The 21,120-nt window shown below is 63.5% G+C and carries 23 protein-coding genes and 1 tRNA gene; 13 read left to right on the forward strand and 11 right to left on the reverse strand.

Going from position 1 to position 21,120, the window contains the following annotated elements; genetic code table 11:
* The first annotated feature begins 74 nt into the window (after positions 1-74).
* From AC07X9_RS14970 to AC07X9_RS14985, 4 genes are all read left to right on the forward strand, one after another.
* Positions 75-161, forward strand: a tRNA-Leu gene (locus tag AC07X9_RS14970).
* 165 nt (positions 162-326) lie between these two features.
* A complete protein-coding gene (locus AC07X9_RS14975; RefSeq protein ID WP_017181738.1) occupies positions 327-566 on the forward strand; it encodes a hypothetical protein in 240 nt (79 codons plus the stop codon).
* Between the two features lie 97 nt (positions 567-663).
* Positions 664-1,203 (forward strand): glycoside hydrolase family 108 protein, encoded by a 540-nt coding sequence (locus AC07X9_RS14980; protein ID WP_017181737.1) that lies wholly within the window; start codon positions 664-666, stop codon positions 1,201-1,203.
* Between the two features lie 5 nt (positions 1,204-1,208).
* Entirely contained in the window at positions 1,209-1,550 is a 342-nt protein-coding gene (locus AC07X9_RS14985; RefSeq protein WP_254908086.1) for a 3TM-type holin, read from the forward strand.
* Between the two features lie 3 nt (positions 1,551-1,553).
* On the opposite strand, the gene arsB is transcribed toward AC07X9_RS14985, so the two are convergent.
* From arsB to AC07X9_RS15005, 4 genes are all read right to left on the reverse strand, one after another.
* The gene (gene arsB / locus AC07X9_RS14990) at positions 1,554-2,585 is read right to left on the reverse strand and encodes an ACR3 family arsenite efflux transporter (protein WP_017181735.1); all 1,032 of its coding nucleotides are present in this window, start codon (positions 2,583-2,585) and stop codon (positions 1,554-1,556) included.
* Positions 2,585-2,995 (reverse strand): arsenate reductase (glutaredoxin), encoded by a 411-nt coding sequence (gene arsC, locus AC07X9_RS14995; RefSeq protein ID WP_017181734.1) that lies wholly within the window; start codon positions 2,993-2,995, stop codon positions 2,585-2,587. The genes arsB and arsC overlap by 1 nt, the downstream gene beginning before the upstream one ends.
* 16 nt (positions 2,996-3,011) lie before the next feature.
* Positions 3,012-3,344 (reverse strand): ArsR/SmtB family transcription factor, encoded by a 333-nt coding sequence (locus tag AC07X9_RS15000; protein ID WP_017181733.1) that lies wholly within the window; start codon positions 3,342-3,344, stop codon positions 3,012-3,014.
* A gap of 470 nt (positions 3,345-3,814) precedes the next feature.
* Positions 3,815-4,369, reverse strand: a complete 555-nt coding sequence (locus AC07X9_RS15005) for a hypothetical protein (protein ID WP_017181731.1) — start codon at positions 4,367-4,369, stop codon at positions 3,815-3,817.
* Positions 4,370-4,666: 297 nt separating this feature from the next.
* On the opposite strand from AC07X9_RS15005, the gene rpsM reads away from it, so the two are divergent.
* The 9 genes from rpsM to guaA all read left to right on the forward strand — a co-directional run bounded on the left by rpsM (position 4,667) and on the right by guaA (position 13,752).
* On the forward strand, positions 4,667-5,035 hold the full coding sequence (gene rpsM, locus AC07X9_RS15010; RefSeq protein ID WP_019051841.1) for a 30S ribosomal protein S13: 369 nt from the start codon (positions 4,667-4,669) through the stop codon (positions 5,033-5,035).
* 73 nt (positions 5,036-5,108) lie between these two features.
* Entirely contained in the window at positions 5,109-5,498 is a 390-nt protein-coding gene (gene rpsK, locus AC07X9_RS15015; protein ID WP_004208752.1) for a 30S ribosomal protein S11, read from the forward strand.
* A gap of 119 nt (positions 5,499-5,617) precedes the next feature.
* A complete protein-coding gene (locus AC07X9_RS15020; RefSeq protein ID WP_006967377.1) occupies positions 5,618-6,682 on the forward strand; it encodes a DNA-directed RNA polymerase subunit alpha in 1,065 nt (354 codons plus the stop codon).
* A gap of 169 nt (positions 6,683-6,851) precedes the next feature.
* The gene (rplQ, locus tag AC07X9_RS15025) at positions 6,852-7,277 is read left to right on the forward strand and encodes a 50S ribosomal protein L17 (RefSeq protein ID WP_026002152.1); all 426 of its coding nucleotides are present in this window, start codon (positions 6,852-6,854) and stop codon (positions 7,275-7,277) included.
* Between the two features lie 100 nt (positions 7,278-7,377).
* Positions 7,378-9,549 (forward strand): prolyl oligopeptidase family serine peptidase, encoded by a 2,172-nt coding sequence (locus AC07X9_RS15030; RefSeq protein WP_017181728.1) that lies wholly within the window; start codon positions 7,378-7,380, stop codon positions 9,547-9,549.
* A 61-nt stretch (positions 9,550-9,610) separates the two neighbouring features.
* Complete coding sequence (locus tag AC07X9_RS15035) at positions 9,611-10,189, forward strand: hypothetical protein (protein ID WP_017181727.1); 579 nt, start codon at positions 9,611-9,613, stop codon at positions 10,187-10,189.
* A gap of 9 nt (positions 10,190-10,198) precedes the next feature.
* Positions 10,199-10,852, forward strand: a complete 654-nt coding sequence (locus AC07X9_RS15040) for a YoaK family protein (RefSeq protein ID WP_026002151.1) — start codon at positions 10,199-10,201, stop codon at positions 10,850-10,852.
* Positions 10,853-10,879: 27 nt separating this feature from the next.
* Positions 10,880-12,112, forward strand: coding sequence for a TCR/Tet family MFS transporter (locus tag AC07X9_RS15045; RefSeq protein WP_017181725.1), 1,233 nt, complete (start codon positions 10,880-10,882; stop codon positions 12,110-12,112).
* 80 nt (positions 12,113-12,192) lie between these two features.
* Positions 12,193-13,752, forward strand: coding sequence for a glutamine-hydrolyzing GMP synthase (gene guaA / locus AC07X9_RS15050; RefSeq protein WP_017181724.1), 1,560 nt, complete (start codon positions 12,193-12,195; stop codon positions 13,750-13,752).
* Between the two features lie 29 nt (positions 13,753-13,781).
* On the opposite strand, the gene AC07X9_RS15055 is transcribed toward guaA, so the two are convergent.
* From AC07X9_RS15055 to AC07X9_RS15085, 7 genes are read right to left on the reverse strand one after another with little or no spacing between them, the layout of a single operon-like run.
* The gene (locus tag AC07X9_RS15055) at positions 13,782-14,798 is read right to left on the reverse strand and encodes an NADP-dependent oxidoreductase (protein ID WP_017181723.1); all 1,017 of its coding nucleotides are present in this window, start codon (positions 14,796-14,798) and stop codon (positions 13,782-13,784) included.
* Positions 14,798-16,864 carry a 3-hydroxyacyl-CoA dehydrogenase NAD-binding domain-containing protein gene (locus AC07X9_RS15060; RefSeq protein WP_017181722.1) on the reverse strand — a complete coding sequence of 689 codons (2,067 nt, stop codon included), beginning with the start codon at positions 16,862-16,864 and terminating at the stop codon, positions 14,798-14,800. The genes AC07X9_RS15055 and AC07X9_RS15060 overlap by 1 nt, the downstream gene beginning before the upstream one ends.
* A gap of 1 nt (position 16,865) precedes the next feature.
* Positions 16,866-18,407, reverse strand: coding sequence for a class I adenylate-forming enzyme family protein (locus tag AC07X9_RS15065; RefSeq protein WP_017181721.1), 1,542 nt, complete (start codon positions 18,405-18,407; stop codon positions 16,866-16,868).
* Complete coding sequence (locus AC07X9_RS15070; RefSeq protein WP_017181720.1) at positions 18,385-19,179, reverse strand: SDR family NAD(P)-dependent oxidoreductase; 795 nt, start codon at positions 19,177-19,179, stop codon at positions 18,385-18,387. Before AC07X9_RS15070 ends, AC07X9_RS15065 begins: the two co-directional genes overlap by 23 nt.
* On the reverse strand, positions 19,172-19,510 hold the full coding sequence (locus AC07X9_RS15075) for an EthD family reductase (RefSeq protein ID WP_017181719.1): 339 nt from the start codon (positions 19,508-19,510) through the stop codon (positions 19,172-19,174). The genes AC07X9_RS15070 and AC07X9_RS15075 overlap by 8 nt, the downstream gene beginning before the upstream one ends.
* A gap of 3 nt (positions 19,511-19,513) precedes the next feature.
* Positions 19,514-20,311 carry an enoyl-CoA hydratase/isomerase family protein gene (locus AC07X9_RS15080; protein WP_017181718.1) on the reverse strand — a complete coding sequence of 266 codons (798 nt, stop codon included), beginning with the start codon at positions 20,309-20,311 and terminating at the stop codon, positions 19,514-19,516.
* A gap of 41 nt (positions 20,312-20,352) precedes the next feature.
* Complete coding sequence (locus tag AC07X9_RS15085) at positions 20,353-21,060, reverse strand: carboxymuconolactone decarboxylase family protein (protein WP_026002150.1); 708 nt, start codon at positions 21,058-21,060, stop codon at positions 20,353-20,355.
* Between the last annotated feature and the right edge of the window lie 60 nt (positions 21,061-21,120).

The following is a 21,120-nucleotide window of genomic DNA, read 5'->3' on the forward strand; positions in this document are numbered from 1 at the left end:
TTGCATGGCGCAAAAGCCTTTGCTAATGGCCAGCGCCTACCAGATGCCGGTCCTGCCGGTTTCCCTTTGAATGTGCGGCCATGGCGGAATTGGTAGACGCGCAACGTTGAGGTCGTTGTGGGCGAAAGCCCGTGGAAGTTCGAGTCTTCTTGGCCGCACCATTCACTTGCCTGATGCTCAGGATCAGCCGGAATTGACAGTCCCCGCCCCGCAAGGGCAGGGGCAATTGCGCTTGATCGCACGGACCTTGCAGGGGTGTGGTTCGACCGCCTATCTGACGCGGGCGCGCGGGACGGACCCGGATGACGAGATGAAAGGAAGCTGCCATGTCCGCCATAGACTGGGATCAGCCAGCCACCATGATTGATCTGGATGGCAAGGCGCCCTTGATCGGCACGATCCGCCAATGCGCGCAGCATTTCGCGATCTTCAAGGCAGAGGCCAAGGCGCAGGCGCGTGTGTTGCTGACCCAGCCGGTTCATCGGGAAGGTCGCCGGACGCGCACCTGGCTGCTGGAGCCGGATGAAATCGCCCAACTGGCGGAAAAACTGCGCGCAGGAAGCTGACAGGTTCGGTTTCCGATCTTCGGCCGGAATTTCCCCTGTCCTACAACAAACCATATGGGATAAATGATCCGCCTCGTTCAAGACAGAGAGGCGCAGCATGGACATCCTTACGCTCATTGACGATGTTATCGCCCGCGAAGGCGGTTATTCCAACCATCCGGCTGACCGGGGCGGGCCGACCAATTGGGGGATTACCCAGGCGGTGGCGCGGGACAATGGGTTTGTCGGCGACATGCGAGCTTTGCCGCGCGCGACGGCGGTGGCGATTTACCGGCGGATTTACTGGGATCAGCCCGGTTACGCCTTCGTCGCGGAAACCGCGCCCTCCGTCGCGGCCGAATTGTTCGATACTGCGGTCAATATGGGCGTGGGAACCGCGACCGGCTTTCTCCAGCGCGCCCTTAACGCGCTCAATCGCAACCAGCGCGATTATCCGGATCTGACGCTGGACCGGGCGATCGGCGCAAGGACGCTGGGGGCATTGCGCGCCTTTCGTGCGTTGCGGGGCAAGGCGGGTGAGGCGGTACTGCTGAAGGCGATCGAAGCGATGCAGGGTGAACGCTATATCGCGCTCGCGGAAAACCGCCCCGCCAATGAGGCGTTTCTCTACGGCTGGCTGGCCAACCGAATCGGTTAGCTCTTATGAACACTCGTGCGTTTTGCGCCAAGCTATCGCGCGAACGACGCCCGGAACTGTCTTTTCAATCAGGATATGAAGCCATGGTTTCCGAGTCTATCGATCCCGATCCCTGGGCTATGCGCGCGCGGCCCACTTTCCTCTATGTCATGTATGCGCTGCTGCTCTGGTCGCTGCCGATGGGCGTCATCGCGGGGTGGCGACCCGCTATGGCGGCGGCGATCACGGCGGGGATGCGCGACTATCTCAACGCCCTGCCTGAACCGCTCTACGCTTTGTTTGGCACCGGTTATCTGGGCTACACTGCCGCGCGCGCATGGGGCAAGGCGAAGGGGGCAGAGCGGTAGCGCCTAGGCGGCCGCGCGCCCTTCATACCAGCCGCGCGAACGCTTCACGAGAGCGACGATAGAGAGCATCACCGGCACTTCCACCAATACGCCGACGACAGTGGCCAGAGCCGCGCCAGAGTGGAGGCCGAACAGGCTGATCGCTGCGGCGACCGCCAGTTCGAAGAAATTGGATGCACCGATCAATGCAGCCGGTCCCGCAACGCACCAGTCGCCGCGCATGCTGCGGCTGAGCCAATAGGCAAGGCCTGCGTTCAGATAGACCTGAAGCAGGATCGGCACTGCGATCAGCGCGATGACCAGCGGCTGGGCGACGATCTGCTCCCCCTGAAAGGCGAAGAGCAGCACGAGCGTAGCGAGCAGGCTTAGCAGGCTAAATGGCCCGAGCCTTGTCAGCAGCCGTTCCAGAGCCGCCTGTCCGCCTGCCCGCAACTGCGCCCGGCGCAGCCATTGGGCGACGACCACGGGCACGACGATATAGAGGCCGACCGACAGCAGCAGCGTATCCCATGGCACGCTGATCGAGGCGACGCCCAGCAGCAGTCCGACGATCGGCGCAAAGGCGAACAGCATGATCAGGTCGTTGAGCGCCACCTGACTGAGCGTATAGCCAGGATCGCCATCCAGCAGGTTGGACCAGACGAACACCATTGCGGTGCAGGGGGCGGCCGCCAGCAGGATCAGGCCCGCAATATAGGACGGCCCCTGTCCGTCAGGCAGGTAGGACGCGAACAGATGGCCGATGAACAATGTGCCCAGCAGCGCCATGGAGAAAGGCTTGACCGCCCAATTGATGAACAGCGTCACCCCGACACCGCGCCAGTGCCGCCTTACGCTGCCCAGCGCAGCAAAGTCGATCCGCAGCAGCATGGGTATGATCATCAGCCAGATCAGCGCCGCTACCGGCAGGTTGATGTTGGCGATCTCGGCTCCAGCGATCAGCGCGAAGGCCGACGGGAACAGATGCCCCAGTCCAATCCCCAGGACGATGCACAGCGAGACCCAGAGGCTGAGATAGCGTTCGAACAATGACATCAGGCGGCTCCCACCACGTCGCCATCTTCCTTGACGAAGGGTGTGGGCAGCGGATGGGGCAACAACTCCAGCACCGCCTCGGACGGGCGGCATAGTCGCACCCCTTTGGGCGACACGACCAGCGGGCGGTTGATCAATATGGGGTGCGCCATCATCGCGTCGATCAGCGCCGCGTCGGGCAGCGTCTGATCGTCCAGCCCCAGATCGGCAAAAGGCGTCCCCTTCTGCCGCAACAGGGCGCGCGGCGCGATGCCGGAACGGGCGATCAATTGCTCCAGCAAAGCTCGCGATGGCGGCGTCTTGAGATATTCGATGACATGCGGTTCGATTCCGGCATGGCGGATCATCGCCAGCGTGTTGCGCGACGTGCCGCAAGCGGGGTTGTGATAGATGATGATGTCGGTGGCCAAGGGGATGTCCTCTGGATCAGCAGCAAGGGGTCAGTTCAGCAATGATCGGGGCGCACAAAGCCGCGTTCCCGCCGCAACAATCCTTGAGCAGGAACAATGTCAGTGCGCCCAACGCTTCCAGGTCGGCGCGATAATGAATGGACCGGCTCTGCCGCTCCGCCCGGACCAGTCCAGCGCGGGAGAGGATCGCCAGATGGGACGACATGGTATTTTGCGGGACCCCGACCAGCCGGGCGATTTCCCCGGCGGGCAGGCCATCGGGCTCGTGGCGGACGAGCAACCTGAAACTGTCGAGCCGCGTGGACTGTGCGAGGGCGGCTAAAGCCGCGATGGCGGATTCGTTTTCCATATATCCGGATTAATGGATATATGGAGCATGGCAAGTCGATTGTGAGGAAAGAAAGGAATCGCGGCGGCGAGAAACGCAAATGAGAGGGGCCGCCGGGTCAAAGCCCGACGGCCCATCATGTGCATGGTCAGCGGCCGGAAGTGCCGCCCAGGGGAAACGAAGGTCGCGCTATCTTCTCCACCGGGAGACGGCCTGTATGTCGGCGCGCTTTATCTCGCGATGTGGAGGGAGATCGACGGCATGGCGTCGCTCAGCGGCGCGTTCCCCGAATGGACTTGACCGACCCCATTGCTGAACCATGAGACATCGGATCACCTCCTTTCGCTATGTTGAAGCCCGTTATGGCCGACTTCGACTGCGCTTCGTGCGGCCACGGGATGGAATGTGAATCAGACGGAAGGCATGATCAAGACTTGTATTATTCTTTTTTCGAATCATACTTTCGCGTCCTCAATCCCGGCGTCGCGTCGCTATCCCCTGCAATCCTCGATCACACGTGACACTTCCGGCCATGCCGGTACGATAAGCGGTTCCAGTCCCATCACCTCGATCGCGAATTTGCCCCGGCTGTAGGCCATCTGATCCAGCGCGGTATCGGCAGCGGCCCGCACCGCTATCGTCTGCGGCACGGGGGCTGTGGTGGCTGTCGCGGGCCAGCTGGTCGCACCATAGCTGGTTCGCAGCGTCATCGTCCCTTGCCCCGCGCCTGCGCGAATAATGCTGATTCGGCGCGCCGCCCGATCGCAGCGGATGGTAAGGCGGGGGTCGGCCGCGGTCGGACCGAAACGGGCGATCGACATGGCTGCGTCGGATTGCCAGCGCCAATCCCCCGGCGCGGTGGGGCGATATTGCCGGTCGCTGGCCAATGGCGCGGCGGGGGCGACGGGTCGGACCGGCGCGGACGCCTGGGCCGGTCGCGGGGCGGGCGCGGGGGCAGGACTGGCCGGGCGCGTTGCAGGGCCGACGCACGAGCCGAGCAGGATGAGGAAGGGTGCGGCGAGGGCAAGGTGGGTGGTAAAGCGCATCGCCCTCCCATGCCCGCCCGGCGCAGGCGGCTCAACTGGAAAAGGATGAGCGGAAGAGCCGCGGGGGCAGGCCGGGCCGACGCGTTTGCTTGCCGCGCCGATATTGACACCGTCCGGCCGAATCGCTAGGGCGCGCACATCCCGACACGCTGGTGAGCGGCAGTGCTTCGCGCACTGGCCGTCTTTTTTGCGTCCGGGGCTATACATTGGTTGCGGTCCCACGCCATGGGGTCGCGGCCCTGACGCTTTGAGATGGGGTGACGCCAATCGCCCCGTGGAGCAGGAGATTAATTGACCATGGCACGTATTGCGGGTGTTAACATCCCGACCAACAAGCGCGTAATCATCGCGCTCACCTACATTCACGGCATCGGTCGTAAGACCGCCGTAGACATCGCCGACAAGCTGGGCATCGACCACAGCCGTCGCGTGCAGGACCTGTCGGACGCCGAAGTGCTCCAGATCCGTGAAACGATCGACGCTGACCTGACCGTCGAGGGCGATCTTCGCCGCAACACCGCGATGAACATCAAGCGCCTGATGGACCTGGCCTGCTATCGCGGCCTGCGTCATCGTAAGGGGCTGCCGGTTCGCGGCCAGCGCACGCACACCAATGCCCGCACCCGCAAGGGCAAGGCCAAGGCGATCGCCGGTAAGAAGAAGTAAGCGCCAGAGGGCGGGCCTTGCGGCCTTGCCCTCCCGACTTCTTTTGTCAGTATTTCGAGTAGGATAGAGCAAAATGGCACGCGAACCCCAGCGCATTAAGCGCCGTGAGCGCAAGAACATCTCGGCCGGCGTGGCACATGTCAACGCCAGCTTCAACAACACCATGGTGACCATCACCGATGCCCAGGGCAACGCGATTTCGTGGTCCTCGGCTGGCATGATGGGCTTCAAGGGCAGCCGCAAATCGACCCCCTACGCCGCTCAGGTGTGCGCGGAAGATGCCGGTCGCAAGGCCGCCGAACATGGCGTCCGCACGCTGGAAGTCGAAGTCAAGGGTCCCGGTTCAGGTCGTGAGTCGGCCCTGCGCGCCCTTCAGGCCGTCGGTTTCCACATCACCTCGATCCGCGACGTAACGCCGATCCCGCACAACGGTGTGCGTCCGTCCAAGCGCCGCCGCGTCTAAATTCGGCTGAGCGATATGGCGGGCGGCGGACGCGCCGCCCGTTACCCGTCTGCATCGGCCGCAACGTCCTGTCGGGTCCAGGATCATAAGCGTTTCGGCCACATCCCCAGGGGAAGTACATGACTGTCAACATGAAGAACTGGCAGGAATTGAAGAAGCCCAACGCGCTGGAAATCAAGCCAACCAGCGACGGTAAGCGCAAGGCGACCTTCGTTGCCGAGCCGCTGGAGCGCGGTTTCGGCTTGACGCTTGGCAACGCGCTACGCCGGGTTCTTCTTTCCTCGCTTCAGGGCGCGGCGGTCACCTCGATCAAGATCGAGAACGTCCTGCATGAATTCTCGTCGCTCGCTGGCGTGCGTGAAGATGTCACCGACATCGTCCTCAACATCAAGCAGGTCGCCCTGCGGATGGAAGGCGATGGTCCCAAGCGGCTTCAGCTGTCGGCTACCGGTCCTGCCGTGGTCAAGGCTGGCGACATCAGCGTCGTCGGCGACATCGAAGTGATGAACCCGGACCTGGTGATCTGTCACCTCGACCAGGGCGCGACGCTGAACATGGAACTGACCGCTGATGTCGGCAAGGGCTATGTCCCCGCCGTCGCCAACCGTCCCGCAGACGCGCCGATCGGCCTCATTCCAATCGACGCGCTCTACTCGCCGGTCCGTCAGGTCGCCTACAAGGTGGACAATACCCGCGTCGGCCAGGAACTGGACTATGACAAGCTGTCGCTGACCGTCGAAACCGACGGCACCGTCACGCCGGAGGATGCGGTCGCCTTTGCCGCGCGCATCCTGCAGGACCAGCTCCAGCTGTTCGTCCATTTCGAGGACGCGCTGCCCACCGCCGCGCCTTCGCAGGGTGGCCATGCGGTCGCATCGGCGTCGGAAGGCGAAAGCGACACCAACCAGATCAACCGCTACCTTCTCAAGAAGGTGGACGAGCTGGAACTGTCGGTCCGCAGCGCCAACTGCCTCAAGAACGACAACATCATCTATATCGGCGATCTGGTCCAGAAGACCGAAGCCGAGATGCTGCGTACGCCCAATTTCGGTCGCAAGTCGCTGAACGAAATCAAGGAAGTGCTGTCGTCCATGGGTCTGCGCCTCGGCATGGACATCCCCGGATGGCCGCCTGAAAATATCGAGGAAATGGCCAAGAAGCTCGAACAAGAGCTGCTGGGCTAAAAAGCTCCGTCATTCCCGCGAAGGCGGGTACCCATCTCCCGGTCTTGTGCCTGGGGATGGGGTCGGAGATGGGTTCCCGCCTTCGCGGGAATGACGAACAAATGGCGGCCACGTCACCGCCTGGTCTGGGCTACCTGAAACGGGCCCTTAACGAACGAAGGAATGAACTATGCGTCACAGAATGGGTCAACGTCGTCTTCAGCGCGCTACCGGTCACCGCGTCGCGCTGCTCCGCAACCTTGCCGCTTCGCTGATCAAGCATGAGCAGATTCTGACCACCACGCCCAAGGCGAAGGAACTGCGCCCCTATGTGGAAAAGCTGATCACGCTGGCGAAAAAGGGTGGCCTGTCCAACCGTCGCCTGGCCGATGCTCGCCTGAAGGACGATGCCCAGCTGGCCAAGCTGTTCGAGGTTCTGGCCGAACGCTACAAGGATCGTAACGGCGGTTACACCCGCGTGATCAAGGCTGGCATCCGCGCGTCGGACGCCGCGCCGATTGCGATCATCGAACTGGTCGACCGCGACGTCAGCGCCAAGGGGCAGGATAGCGGCCCGGTGCAGACCGCCGACGAAGATGAATATGAAGCTGCCTGATTGAGTGCGGTCCTCCCAGGGAGGACTGGATGCTTTACCGACAGGCCGTGGCTCTTTAGGAGCCACGGCCTGTTCTGGTTAAAAAGAGACGAAAAAGAGGATGCGCGCAACGGCCCGCCTGTTCCTGCTGCCGCTGCTGCTGGCGGCCAGCCCGGTCGTTGCGGGGCCGGAGACGGTCGCCATCGACGCGGCCGGGCAGGGCTTGCGCTACCCCATCGCCAGGCGTCTTGATCTGGTCGAGGATCATTTCGGGGTAAAGGTCGCCGATCCCTATCGCTGGCTGGAAAATGATTTGCGTGCGGACCCGGCCGTGCGCGACTGGGTGGCGCAGGAAAATGCACTGACCCGCCGCTATATCGACGGCCTGCCGGGCCGGGCGGCGCTGAAAGCGCGGATGCAGGCGTTGCTGTCGCACGGGCGCTACACCGTCCCGCGCAAGGCAGGCGGGCGCTATTTCTACGGTTATAACAAGGGGCTGCAAAACCAGACCCCGCTCTACGTGCGTGAAGGGCTGGACGGCCCGCAGCGGTTGCTGATCGATCCCAATGATTGGGCCAAGGATGGTGCGAGCGCATTGGCCGAATGGGCTCCCTCGCCGGACGGCCGGACTCTGGCCTTTGCGGTGCAGGAAGCGGGCAGCGATTGGCGGACCCTGCGTTTGCTGGATGTCGATACGGGGAAGGTGCTCGACGACCGGATCGACTGGGTCAAATTTTCGACCCTGGCCTGGGACGGACGTGGCCAGGGCTTCTTCTATTCCCGCTACCCTGCGCCGCAGGGAGATACGGCTTTCAGGGCCGCCAATGAAGATCAGCAGCTTTTCTATCATCGCGTCGGCACCGCGCAGGCGCAGGATCAACTGATCTACGCCACGCCAGACCGGCCGAAACTGAGCCATACCGCGCAGGTCACCAACGACGGGCGCTGGCTGGTGATCAGTTCGTTTCAGGGGATCGACCCGCGCCGTGAAATCCATGTCGCGGCGCTGGACGGCGGGCCGGTTAAGCCTCGGCGGCTGGTGAAGGGGCCGCTACAGGATTGGCGGCTGATTGGGAGTCGGGGGTCGACCCTCTATTTCATCACCGATGATCATGCGCCCCATCTGAAAGTCGTGACGCTCGATGCGGCGCAGCCCCGGCGCAGGCCGCAACAGGTCGTGGCCGAACGCGCCGATACGCTGGCGGGCGGCTCGCTGGTCGGCAGCCGACTGATCCTGGCCTATATGACGCAGGCCGAAACGATTGCGGAACTGGTCGAACTGGATGGGCGCAAGGTGGGCGACGTGCCCTTGCCCGGCATGGGGACTGCGGCGGGTTTTGGTGGGCGCGATGGCGACCCGGAGACGTTTTTCAGCTTTTCTGGCTTCACCACCCCGTCCAGCATCTATCGCTTCGACACATCCACCCTGCAAAGCCAGTTGTTCGCCCAGCCCGACCTGCCCTTCAATCCGGATGAATTCGGGATGGAACAGATCAGCTATCTGTCAAAGGACGGCACCCGCGTGCCCATGACCGTGATCCGCAAAAAGGTGCTGGCGGACCGGGCGATCGCGGCGCCGACGATCCTTTATGGCTATGGCGGCTTCAACATCAGCCTGACGCCGGGCTATTCGGCGACGCGGCTGGCCTGGCTGGAACAGGGCGGGGCTTATGCCATCGCCAATCTGCGCGGCGGCGGTGAATTCGGCAAGGCATGGCATGAGGCTGGCCGTGGCCCCAACAAGCAGAATGTGTTCGACGATTTCATCGCTGCGGCCGAATATCTGAAGGCCAATGGCTATACCACGCCGGATGGACTGGCGATCGAGGGGCGATCCAATGGCGGCCTGCTGGTTGGTGCGGTAGTCAACCAGCGTCCCGACCTGTTCGCTGCCGCCCTGCCAGCCGTGGGCGTGATGGACATGCTGCGCTTTGACCGCTTCACCGCCGGGCGTTACTGGGTGGACGATTATGGATCGCCCGCACGGGCGGAGGATTTTCCGCTGCTCTACGGCTATTCGCCCTATCACAATATCCTGTCGGGTAAGGATTATCCCGCGATCCTCGTTACCACCGCCGATACTGACGACCGGGTCGTGCCCGCCCACAGTTTCAAATATGCCGCCGCCTTGCAGGCCGCCAATGTGGGCAGCAAGCCCCGACTGCTGCGGGTCGAAAGCCGCGCCGGCCATGGCGCTGGCAAGCCGATCGACAAGCTGATCGACGAATATGCCGACAGCTATGCCTTTCTGGCCTCATTCACGGGTTTGCAGATCAGGGATGATCCGCAATAATCGTTCAGCCGCGCGACAGCCGGACGCGGATAGATACCGTTTGATCGCAGGAGACACAGGCATGGGCAAGACGCGCTGGATGACAGGATCGCTGGTTGGACTGGCGCTGCTGGTTGGCAGCATAGGTCCGGCGCAGGCGCGTCCGCGCTATGACCGCAATTGGGGCCATCATCACCATCGCGATCGCGGCAATGGCTTCGGCTTCGGCGATGCCGTCGGGGTTGCAGCGCTGATCGGTGCGGTGGCGATCGTTGCCTCTTCCATGTCGAAGGACAAGAAGGCAGCGCGCAATAGTGACGCCGCGGCTCCCCCGCCGGTCGATGGTACGGATTATGGCGCGGATGTCCGGCGCGACGATGATTTCTCCGATGTCGCCGCCGCCTATGGCGATCAGGATCAGATGACGGACGCCTGCGCCGTCGCCGCGCGCGATGAAGCGCAGGACCAGAATGGCGGCTATGCCGAGGTGCGGCGCATCGACGAGCCGCGCGCCGCCCAAGGCGGGTATAATATCGACGGAGAAGTCGAATCGCGCGCCAATTATCGCGCCCCGACCGGCACGACCCGCCGCTTCACCTGCACGATCAAGGATGGCCGCGTCGCGGAGGTCTATCTGAGCCGCGATGTCGTGATGCGATAAGGCGCCGCCGTGCGTCGTCACCCTCCGTCGCGCCATGTCCTGGCTTTTGGCCTGGCGGCGCTTGCAGGGATGGTCGATGCGTTGGGTCTGCTCAAACTGGGCGGGCTCTTCGTGTCGTTCATGAGCGGCAATTCGACCCGAATGGCAGTCGGCATCGCGACAAAGCCGACGCTGGCATGGACGGCCGCCGGGCTGATCGGCGCTTTTGTCGGCGGGGTATTTGTCGGCGCGCTCCTGGCGCGGATGGCCGGACGGTGGCGCAAGCAAGCCGTACTGGCACTGGTGCTGGCGTTGTTGACCATCGCGGCATCGCTGGCCGGATCGGTCGGGGATGGTCTGACCTTGCTGATGGCGGCGGCTATGGGCGCTGTGAACAATATGTTCCAGCGCGATGGCGAGGTGAGCATTGGCGTCACCTATATGACCGGCGCACTGGTGAAGCTCGGACAGGCGTTGGCCAGTGCCGTGACCGGTGGCCCGGCGTTTGGCTGGCTGCCCCATCTGTTGCTCTGGCTGGGTCTTGTCGCAGGCGCAGTGGCCGGGGCTTTGCTGTTTGGGCGGATGGACCTTGGCGCTTTGTGGGTGGCTTGCGGCTGGTGCCTGCTGTTGCTGGCGTGGAGCCTCTGGCTGGGGCCGTTGCCGCGCACCGACCGCTTGGCATGACTGTCCATCCGCTCTAGGCGGTTGCCCATGCCCGCTCCTTTCCTTCCCCGCCGCAATGCGGCCATCGCCTTCATCCTGGTGACGGCGCTGCTCGATGTCATGTCGATGGGAATCGTCATCCCGGTGCTGCCGCAACTGATCGAATCCCTGTCCGGCTCCAGCAGCGCGGCCGGCCTGTGGAATGGCCTGTTTGTAGCGCTATGGGCGGGGATGCAGTTCATCTGCTCGCCGATTATCGGGTCCTTGTCCGACCGTTTCGGGCGGCGGCCCGTGATTCTGCTATCAGTGTGCGGTCTGGCGCTCGATTATGTGCTGATGGCCGTCGCGCCCAATCTATGGTGGCTGGCTCTGGGGCGGATATTGGCGGGGGTCACCTCGTCCAGCTTCACCTCCGTGTTTGCCTATATGGCCGACATCACCCGACCTGAAGATCGCGCGCGCGGCTATGGGCTGATCGGGGCGGCATTCAGCGGCGGCTTTGTTGCCGGGCCACTGCTGGGCGGCATATTGGGCGAGATTTCGCTGCGCGCGCCCTTTTGGGCGGCGGCTGGCCTGTCGGGACTGGCATTCCTTTATGGTCTGGTCGTCCTGCCCGAATCGCTCCCGCAGGAAAAGCGGATGGCCTTTTCATGGGCCCGCGCCAACCCATTCGGCGCGCTCACCCTTTTGCGGTCTCACCCGGAACTGTCGAGCCTGGCGATCGTCAATTTCCTGCTCTATTTCGCCCACCATCTCTTCTCCGCCGTGTTCGTCCTCTATGCCGGGGATCGTTATGGCTGGGGCGCGTGGCAGGTCGGCAGCCTGCTCGCCTTGGTCGGTTTGCTCGACATGGGCGTGCAGGGCTTTCTGGTCGGTCCCGTGGTCAAGCGGCTGGGTGACCGGACGACGATGGTGACGGGCCTGGCCTTCGGTGCGGTCGGCATCGCCTGCATGGGGCTCGCGCCGACCGGCTGGCTGTTTGTCGCCGCGATGCTGCCCAATGCGCTGTGGGGGCTGGCAATGCCGACGATCCAGTCGCTGATGACGCAGCGCGTATCCGAATCCGAACAGGGCCAGTTGCAGGGCGCGAACAACAGTGTGGGCAGTATTGCAGGTATCGTATCGCCCCTCTTCTTCGGCGGCATTTACGCGCTGTCGGTTGGCGGCAATCCGACCCTGCCCTTCATCGGCAGCGCCTTCCTGATTGCGGCGGCGGTGCTGGGCAGTGCGGCGTTGCTGGGCTGGGCGGCGGGCCGTGGGCTGGATGCCGATGCCGTATAGGTCGCGAAAACTGGACATATCGGGGCGGGGCGACTAACCGGGCGCGAATCCCTTCCACCGCTCGATATAAAGGCGATTCGATGACGCTGCCCCTTCAGGATTCCATCCTTATCGTGGACTTCGGCAGCCAGGTGACCCAGCTCATCGCTCGGCGCGTGCGCGAAGCCGGGGTCTATTCCGAAATCGCCCCCTTCAACAGCGCCGAACAAGCCTTCGCCCGGATGCAGCCCAAGGGCGTCATCCTGTCGGGCGGCCCTTCTTCAGTCATGTGGGATGACAGTCCCCGCGCACCGCAGGCGATATTCGACGCGGGCGTTCCGGTGCTGGGCATCTGCTATGGTCAGCAGACGATGATGCAGCAGCTGGGCGGCAATGTCGAAGGCGGGGAGAGCGGCGAGTTTGGCCGCGCCTTCATCGAGGTGAAAAAGCCCTGCGCTTTGTTCGACGGTCTTTGGGCGCCGGGCGAAAAGCATCAGGTGTGGATGAGCCATGGCGACAAGGTGACGCAATTGGCCGACGGCTTTGAGGTCGTCGCCACCAGCGAGGGTGCGCCCTTCGCCGTCACCGCCAACGAAGCCCGGCGCTTTTATGCGACCCAATTCCATCCCGAAGTCGTCCATACCCCCGATGGCGGCAAGCTGCTCGCCAATTTCGTCCGTCATGTCTGCGGCTTGGCGGGCGACTGGACCATGGCGGAGTTTCGCGCGACCAAGATCGCCGATATTCGCGCGCAGGTTGGCTCTGGCCGGGTGATTTGCGGCCTGTCCGGCGGTGTCGACAGCGCCGTCGCGGCGGTGTTGATCCACGAAGCGATCGGCGACCAACTGACATGCGTGTTCGTCGACCATGGCCTGATGCGGCTGGGCGAGGCCGAGCAGGTCGTTACCCTGTTCCGCGAACATTATGGCATCAAACTGGTCCATGTGAATGCGGAGGATCGCTTTCTGGGCGGCCTGGCTGGCCTCACCGACCCTGAAAAGAAGCGCAAGTTCATTGGCGGCGAATTCATCGCCGTGTTTGAGGAAGAGGCCGCAAAGATCGGCGGGGCGGATTTCCTGGCGCAGGGCACGCTCTATCCCGACGTGATCGAAAGCGTCAGCTTCACCGGTGGCCCCAGCGTCACGATCAAGTCGCACCATAATGTCGGCGGCCTGCCCGAACGCATGAACATGAAGCTGGTCGAGCCGTTGCGCGAACTGTTCAAGGATGAAGTGCGCGTGCTGGGCCGGGAACTGGGCCTGCCCGAGATTTTCGTGGGTCGCCATCCGTTCCCCGGCCCTGGCCTTGCCATCCGCATCCCCGGCGAAGTGACCAAGGAACGCTGCGACATATTGCGCAAGGCGGACGCGGTCTATCTGGAGGAAATCCGCAATGCGGGGCTCTATGACGCGATCTGGCAGGCCTTCGCCGTGCTGCTGCCCGTCCGCACCGTTGGCGTGATGGGCGACCTGCGCACCTATGACAGCGTCTGCGCCCTGCGCGCCGTCACCTCGACCGATGGCATGACGGCGGACATCTATCCGTTCGATGCAGCTTTCCTCAGCCGCGTGGCGACCCGGATCATCAATGAGGTCAAGGGCATCAACCGCGTGGTCTATGACTATACGTCGAAGCCGCCGGGCACGATCGAGTGGGAATGATTGTAGGCTCTGTAGAGGGGTCTAAACACCTAGATTCGGACGATCAGTGTTCCGGAATTTCGTCCCTGGAAGATATCGACGAAGGCGTCGGGTATATGATGGAACCCGTCCCGCATATCATAACGATTGCGTAGGCGCCCTTCTGCCTCCCACTGGCGTATGGCGGCTATCGCGGACGCATATTCGTCAGCATAGTCGCCAACGACAAAGCCCTGTATCCTGATCCGTCCATAGACCAGCTTCATCATATCCCTGGGGCCAGCAGCCGGGCTGTTCGAATCATAAGCGGACAATTGTCCGCACAGCACGACGCGGCCATGTGGCGCCATTCTGCCGATGGCGGCATGCATCACGTCCCCGCCTACATTATCGAAAAAGATGTTTACGCCGGCAGGCGTGGCGTCCTTCAAAGCCGCTGAAAAGTCCGTCGAGCGATAGTCGATCGCGATGTCTGCGCCGACTTCCTCTTCCAGCCAGCGACATTTCTCCGGACCTCCGGCAACTGCAATGACCCGGCAGCCTGCGATGCGAGCCATCTGGCACACCATCGCCCCGACCGACCCGGCTGCACCGGACACAAGGACGGTCATGCCGGGCTTTGGCTCTCCCACCGAAAAAAGACCGAAATAGGCGGTCAGGCTGTTCGGCGAATATAGTGTCATGGCGTCGACCGGGTCCATCCACGCCTCGATAGGCGTGACCGGGACGACTGCCGCATCGGGGCGCAGGACTGCATAATCCTGCCAGGGCGCCACGGCCGTGGCCCATTGTCCGGCTTCAAACCGCGCATGACGCGACGCCAGCACTTCAACCGCTGCCATGCCCTTGATCGGTTCACCGATGCCGATCGCACCGCGATAGCTGCGTTCGGGCGGATTCAACCAGTTGCGGATCGTGGGGGCGCAGGAAATGATCCGCGTACGGACAAGAATCTCTCCCTTGTCCAGCCTGGGCGCTTCAAATGCCTCCTCGTGATAGGCAAAATCGTCCGTCTGCACCGCACCTTCAGGCCTGCGCGCCAATAGCCAGGAGCGATTGAGGCTCATCACCGGTCGCCGAACCGTTTGTCCCCCTCCGCCAGTCGCACCAGCAGCGGAGCCGGGCGGAAGGTTTCGCCATGCAGCACCTCAAGCCGACGCATGTCCGCCACGATCTTGCCCAGCCCGACCTGATCGGCCCAGAAGAGCGGCCCGCCGCGATAGACCGGCCAATTATAGCCGAGCACCGCTGCTATATCGATGTCGGATGCCCGCAGCGCGATGCCTTCTTCCAATATTCTCGCACCCTCGTTGACGACCGGATAGAGCAGGCGCGCCAGAATGGCCTCATCCCCCACCGTTGGACTGTGCGCAACGGATCTTGCCGCCGCAACGTCCCTGATCAAGGTTGCAGTCAGGTCCGACGCATGGGGGCGCCGCTTCTCATCATAATCATAATAGCCCGCGCCGCGCTTCTGGCCCAGCCGACCGGCGGCGACCAGATCGCCCATGACGGTGCGTTCGGTCGCGTTCCGGCCGATAACATCGAGCCCCACCAGATCCATCATCTGGAAATGCCCCATGGCGAAGCCATAATCGACCAACACGCGGTCGATCGCTTCAATGGGCGTGCCTTCCAGCATCATCGCTTCGGCTTGTGTCCCGCGGGGCGCGAGCAACCGGTTTGCGATGAAGCCGTCACACACGCCGCTGAGAACGGCGACCTTGCCGATCCGCTTGGCGAGCCGCATCGCTGTCGCGACCACGGGCTTTGCGGTGGCGGCGCCGCGCACGACTTCCAGCAGGCGCATGACATTGGCGGGTGAGAAGAAATGGAGCCCCACGACCCATTCGGGCCTACTGGTCGCTGCCGCGATGCGATCAAGATTGAGGAAGGATGTGTTGGACGCTAGGATCGCACCCGGTTTGGCAATCCGGTCGAGCCGCGCGAAAATATCGGTCTTGACGTCCATGCTCTCATAGACGGCTTCGATGACAAGGTCGGCATGGGCAAGCGCGCCAAGCTCCAGGCTGGGCGAAATCAGCGCCATGCGCTGCTCGACCTGCTGGCCGGTCATTCGCCCCTTGCTGGCGGTTGCCTCATAGTTGCGGCGGATCGTGGCGATCCCGCGATCCAGCGCCTCCTGGCTGGTTTCGACCAGCGTCACCGGGATGCCGGCATTCAGGAAATTCATCGTGATGCCGCCGCCCATGGTGCCTGCGCCGATAACGCCAACCGCCGCTATATCGATCGCTGTCGTCTCCGGCCCTATGTCCGGCACCCGTGCCGCCTCACGCTCGGCGAAGAAGACATGGCGCTGGGCGGCGGATTCGGGGCTGGCGACCAGCTGCTCGAACAAGGCTGCTTCCTTTGCCAGGCCATCATCGAAATCAAGCATCACCGCCGCCTGCACGGCCTCTATGATCGCGCCAGGCGCGGGAAAACCCTTGAACCGGCGCGCGTTCGTCGTTGCGAAAGTCGTGAAGAGTTCCGGGGCGTTCCGGTCGCCTTCGATGGCATCGGTCCGATCTCTGATCCGCGGTTTCGCCGCGCCATCCGCCACCACGCGCCGGGCAAAGGCCAGCGCTTCGGATTGAAGCGATGGATCATCGGCGATCGCGTCCACCAGACCGAGCGACAGCGCCTCTTTCGCCTTGATCTGGCGACCCGATGTGACGATGTCCAACGCGGCCTTAGCGCCGACGACCCTTGGTACGCGCTGGGTTCCGCCTGCGCCGGGAAGCAGGCCAAGATTGACTTCGGGCAGGCCTACGCGCGCACTTGCTGCGACGACGCGATAGTGGCAGGCGAGCGCCAGTTCAAAACCCCCGCCCAGCGCAGTGCCGTGAATGGCGGTAACAACAGGCTTGGGCGCAGCGTCGAGCATGGCGCACAGGTCCGGTAAGGATGGCGACTGCCAGGGTTGGCCGAATTCGGTGATGTCCGCGCCGGCGATGAAGGTGCGCCCCGCGCATATCAGCATGATCGCATGCACCTGATCATCGCGGAACGCCCGATCGAGTTCAGACTGCAATGCTTGCCGCAGGGGGGCTGACAAGGCGTTCACCGGCGGATTGTCCGGCGTGATGAGCGCAATGCCGTCCGTGACGACGCTGCTGGCGGTCTGGTTCATGTCATGCGTCCTGTGTGGCGGGTGGTGCGGCGCGCCGGCGGGCGACCTCTTCCACGGCAATGGCGGCCATTGCCTTCTTGTCGAGCTTGCCGGTGGCGGTCACCGCCATTTCCTCGACCAGCACCAGATGTTCAGGCCATTTCTTGCGGGAAAGGCCTTGCTGCGAAAGATGGTCCAGCAGTGCAGGCAGGTCCATGCCGCTGCCTTGTACCCTGAGGCGGCAGACCGCGCAGGCCTGCTCGCCCAGCTTGCGCTCGGGCACCGCGACCACCGCGACCTCGGCAATGGCGGGGTGTCGCAACAGCGCAGCCTCCACCTCGGCAGGGTCGATATTGAAGCCGCCCCGGATGATCTGGTCCTTGATCCGGCCGACCACCCGGACGAAGCCTTCTTCATCGCGGATGATTTCGTCCCCGGTCAGGTAGAAGCCATCCGGCGTCATACGCTCCTGCCCGGCGCCCAAGCCCTGCGCATAGCCCAGGAAAAGGGATGGCCCGCGGACGCCTGCCTGCCCCCGACTGCCCCTAGGCAGCACCTTCATGTCGGGATCGAATGCCTCTTCCTGCGTGTCGGGAAAGGGGATGCCGTCAAAAAGCTGGCGGCGCTCCAGCGGGTCCGTGGGGCTGGTCGAGGCATGGCCCATGCATTCCGACATGCCGAACATGCGCAGCGCCTTGAGCCCCAGCAGCCGATCGGCGTCAGCGATCAGTTCCGGAGTCATCGCGCTGCCCCCCACAGCCATGGCGCGGAGGGGAAGGCGACCGCTCCATTCGCCGAGGCGGGCTGCTTCCACCATCGTGAATAGGTGGGTCGGGACGGCAATGGCCCAGCCACATCCGTAGCGTTCGGCTCGCCGAAGTGCTTCGGCTGGCACCCATGGGTCCACCAGCACGAGCGGATGTCCCAATGACAGCGCGAAATGCGCCGTGAAAGTGAAGCCGGGGGCGCTGTCGAGCGGGACAATGCCCAATATCGCGTCGCGAGGATCAAGGCCGGCTATGGCCGCGCAGGCGCGAGTCGCATAGTTGAGCGCTTCCGGGCCGTGCATCACGCCCTTGGGAACGCCGGTGCTGCCGGAGGTGAAGCCGATGAGTGCGGCATCGGCGTCGCGCGGATCACGCGACCGTGTGCCTGTCCCGGCAGTAACTTCGGGCAAGGCGTCGTCGGCGCCGCTGACCTTGGCAGCATGACCGAGCAAGGGTTCGAGCACGGCAAGATCGCCCGCGCCTAGCTTTGGCGATACCGGGCAGAATGTGGCGCACAGCGATGATACGGCAAGCGCCGTGGCAATCGTCGCCGGGCTCTTGTGCCCGGTCACGAGGACGCGGTCGCCCGGCTCTACCCCCACAGACCTGAGCCGCGCTGCAATGTCCACCGCTTGCGCGCGCAATTCGGCCCGGCTCCATAAACGGTCGTTGCAATCGGCCAGCGCGAGCGCGTCCGGTTCAGCGTCGGCAAGGCGCGCGAACTGCGGCCAGAGCCGCTCGGCGTTCCATTGAAACGTTGGATGGCGTTGTTCTTCAGGCAAGGGATTGCCCTCCATCAACGAGGAAGGTTTGACCAGTGATGAAGCTGCCCGCATCGGACGCCAGCAGCGCCAGCGTGCCAGCCACCTCGTCGGGGCGGCCAAAGCGGCGCATCAATATGCCAGCCCGCGTTTTTTCCTGAATGGCGGGGTCCAGCGTTTCCGTCATGCCCGTTTCGATCGATCCGGGGGCGATGGCATTCACCCGAATATTGTGCCCGGCCCATTGAGCGGCCAGGTCGCTGGTCAGGTGAACGATCGCCGCCTTGCTGGTGGTGTAGGGGACGACCTGTCCCGCGTCCGGCTGATAAGACAGGAAGGCGCCAACCGATGCGATATTGACGATCGCCCCGCCGCCCTGGGCGATCATGTGGCGCGCAGCATGACGGCAGGCCAGGAAGGTGCCGGTCACGTTGACGTCCATCACCTTTTGCCAGCCCTTGAGCGGAATGTCCTGCGGCAGACCCCACCAGGATGCGCCGGCATTGTTGATGAGGATGTCGAGCCCCCCCAACCGCTCTACCGTTCCGGCGATTGTGGCCTCGACGGACGCTTCGTCGGCGATATTGCAAGCCAGGCCTGCGGCTGGCACTCCGAAGCGATCCGCTATCCCTGCCGCCAGATCGGCGCAATCCGCCTCCGTCCGTGATGCCAGCGCGACGGCGCAGCCCAGATCGGCCAGTGTCGCGGCCATCGCTTCGGCGAGCGCCCCGCGTCCGCCGGTTATGAGCGCACGTTTGCCGTCGAGACGGAACTGAGCGGCGGCGAAGCCGGGTTTCCAGTCAGTCATGATCACCTCCGGCAAGCAGATCGATTTCGTCGGTGATCAGGATGATCCGCCGACCGCCCATGCCCCTGGTCTGCGCTGTCGCCGCTTTCCATTCCGGCGAGGCAAAGGCGATGTCCAGCGCCGCCTGGTCAGCGAAGGTCAGCACGGCATGGCCGTCCCAGCCCGGCGCTTCCGGACTGTCATAATCCTTTGTCACCGCTCCATGCCGATAGGCGATAAGGCCGGGCAGAACCCTGGCGGCGTCGGCGTGCGGCCCACGCCACCAGGTGGTGAACTGTTCGTGAGTCCAGTCCTGCGGCCGGCTGGCCAGGACGACCATGCTGACCACCATGGCTTATTTGCCCGTCCAGACCGGCTGGCGCTTTTCGAGGAACGCCGCGACGCCTTCCTTCGCATCGGCCGAATGGTGCACCACGTTGCAGGTCATGGTTTCCAGCGTGATGAGGGAGTTGGTGTCGGCGTCCATACCGCGGTTCACCGCCATCTTGGTCATCCACATGCAGAAGGGGCTCTTGTCGATCAGCGGAGCGCAGAAATCCTGGATCAACTGCTCAAGCTGATCGCTGGGCGCGGACGCATTGCACAGGCCCCATTCGACGCATTCCTTGCCCGAAAGCAGCTTGCCCGTCAGCATCAGTTCCTTCGACTTGCGCATGCCGATGTAGCGCGGCAGGCGATAGATCGGGCCGGCGCCGCCGAACAGTGCGCGGCGGATGTGGAAGTCGCCGATCTTGGCGTCGTCGGCGGCGATGCCGAAATCGCACGAGATGAACAGCTCGAAGCCCCCGGCGACCGCATAGCCTTCGACGCAGGCGATGGTCGGCTTCTTCATGTTGTAGATCTTGTCGTAGGTGCGCGCCGAATCGATCGCGAGCTGAAGCGACGTGCTGGTTTCGTGCAGCACCGGACCGACCAGCTGGCCGAGGTCGGCACCCGCGCAGAAGGTGTTGCCGCGACCGCGGAATACGACGGCCAGGACCGAATTATCCTCTGCGGCCTTGTCCACCGCCGTTTCAAGGTCGCGCAGAAGCTGCGGGCTCACGCAATTCTTCACATGGGGGCGATTGAGCCAGATCGTGCAGATGCCGTTATCGGCCACTTCATATTGGATGACGTCCTTTTCCGGTTCCATGTAACTTCTCCTTGGCAAAGATGTAAAAAAGACTGGTTGTTTCAGCGCGCTATGCCGCCCTCTTCCGGCGGGGCGAGCATCCCCCCCACCGCCATCCACGCAGCAATTCCCGCAGATGGGACGGCACAAAGCACCGCCTCGGCAATTTCCTCGTCGCTGGCGCCCGCATTGCGCGCGCCGCGCACATGGGTTGCCGCCATCGGACTGTATCCGGCCGCAAGAATGGTGAGCAAAAGCAGCTCGCCATATTTGGCGGACAATGGGTTGGCGTCGATGCTGCCCCGCCGCATGAGGTAATAGGCGTCCGCCGCTTCGGGCACGAGCCGCATCAGGGCGCCCAATGGCGCTGGAATAGCGCCTGCCCAATAGGCGCGGAAATTCGCCTCTGCCTCTCCATGGCCTGCCTTTGGCAATGGTTGCGGCTGCGGAGCCTGCACATTGTCAAAGCTGTCGCTGATGATCTGTGCGAAATCGAGTGCCGCCGCTTCGCCGCGAAGGCTGGAGAGCACGATCAGCCCGGCGGTCGCGTCCTTCGGCGTCAGGCCGAGTGCGACGCCCCGTTCCATTTCCTGCCGGGCAAGGGTGAGGTGGCGGCGATCAACCGCAGCCACGGTCGCGAACAGCGCTTTCAGTTTCGCGGGAACCGCGCCATCCGACTCGATGACCGACCGGAAACTGGCATAGCCAGCCAGCGTGTAGGGCGCATAGCCCCGCAGCAGGGCGACATCCATCAATGGGCTATTCGTCATCGCATGCTCTCCTGCCATCCAAATGATCGACCGACTGGTCGGGCGTCAACCGAAAATTTC

The sequence above is a fragment of the Sphingobium sp. GW456-12-10-14-TSB1 genome (assembly GCF_059424385.1).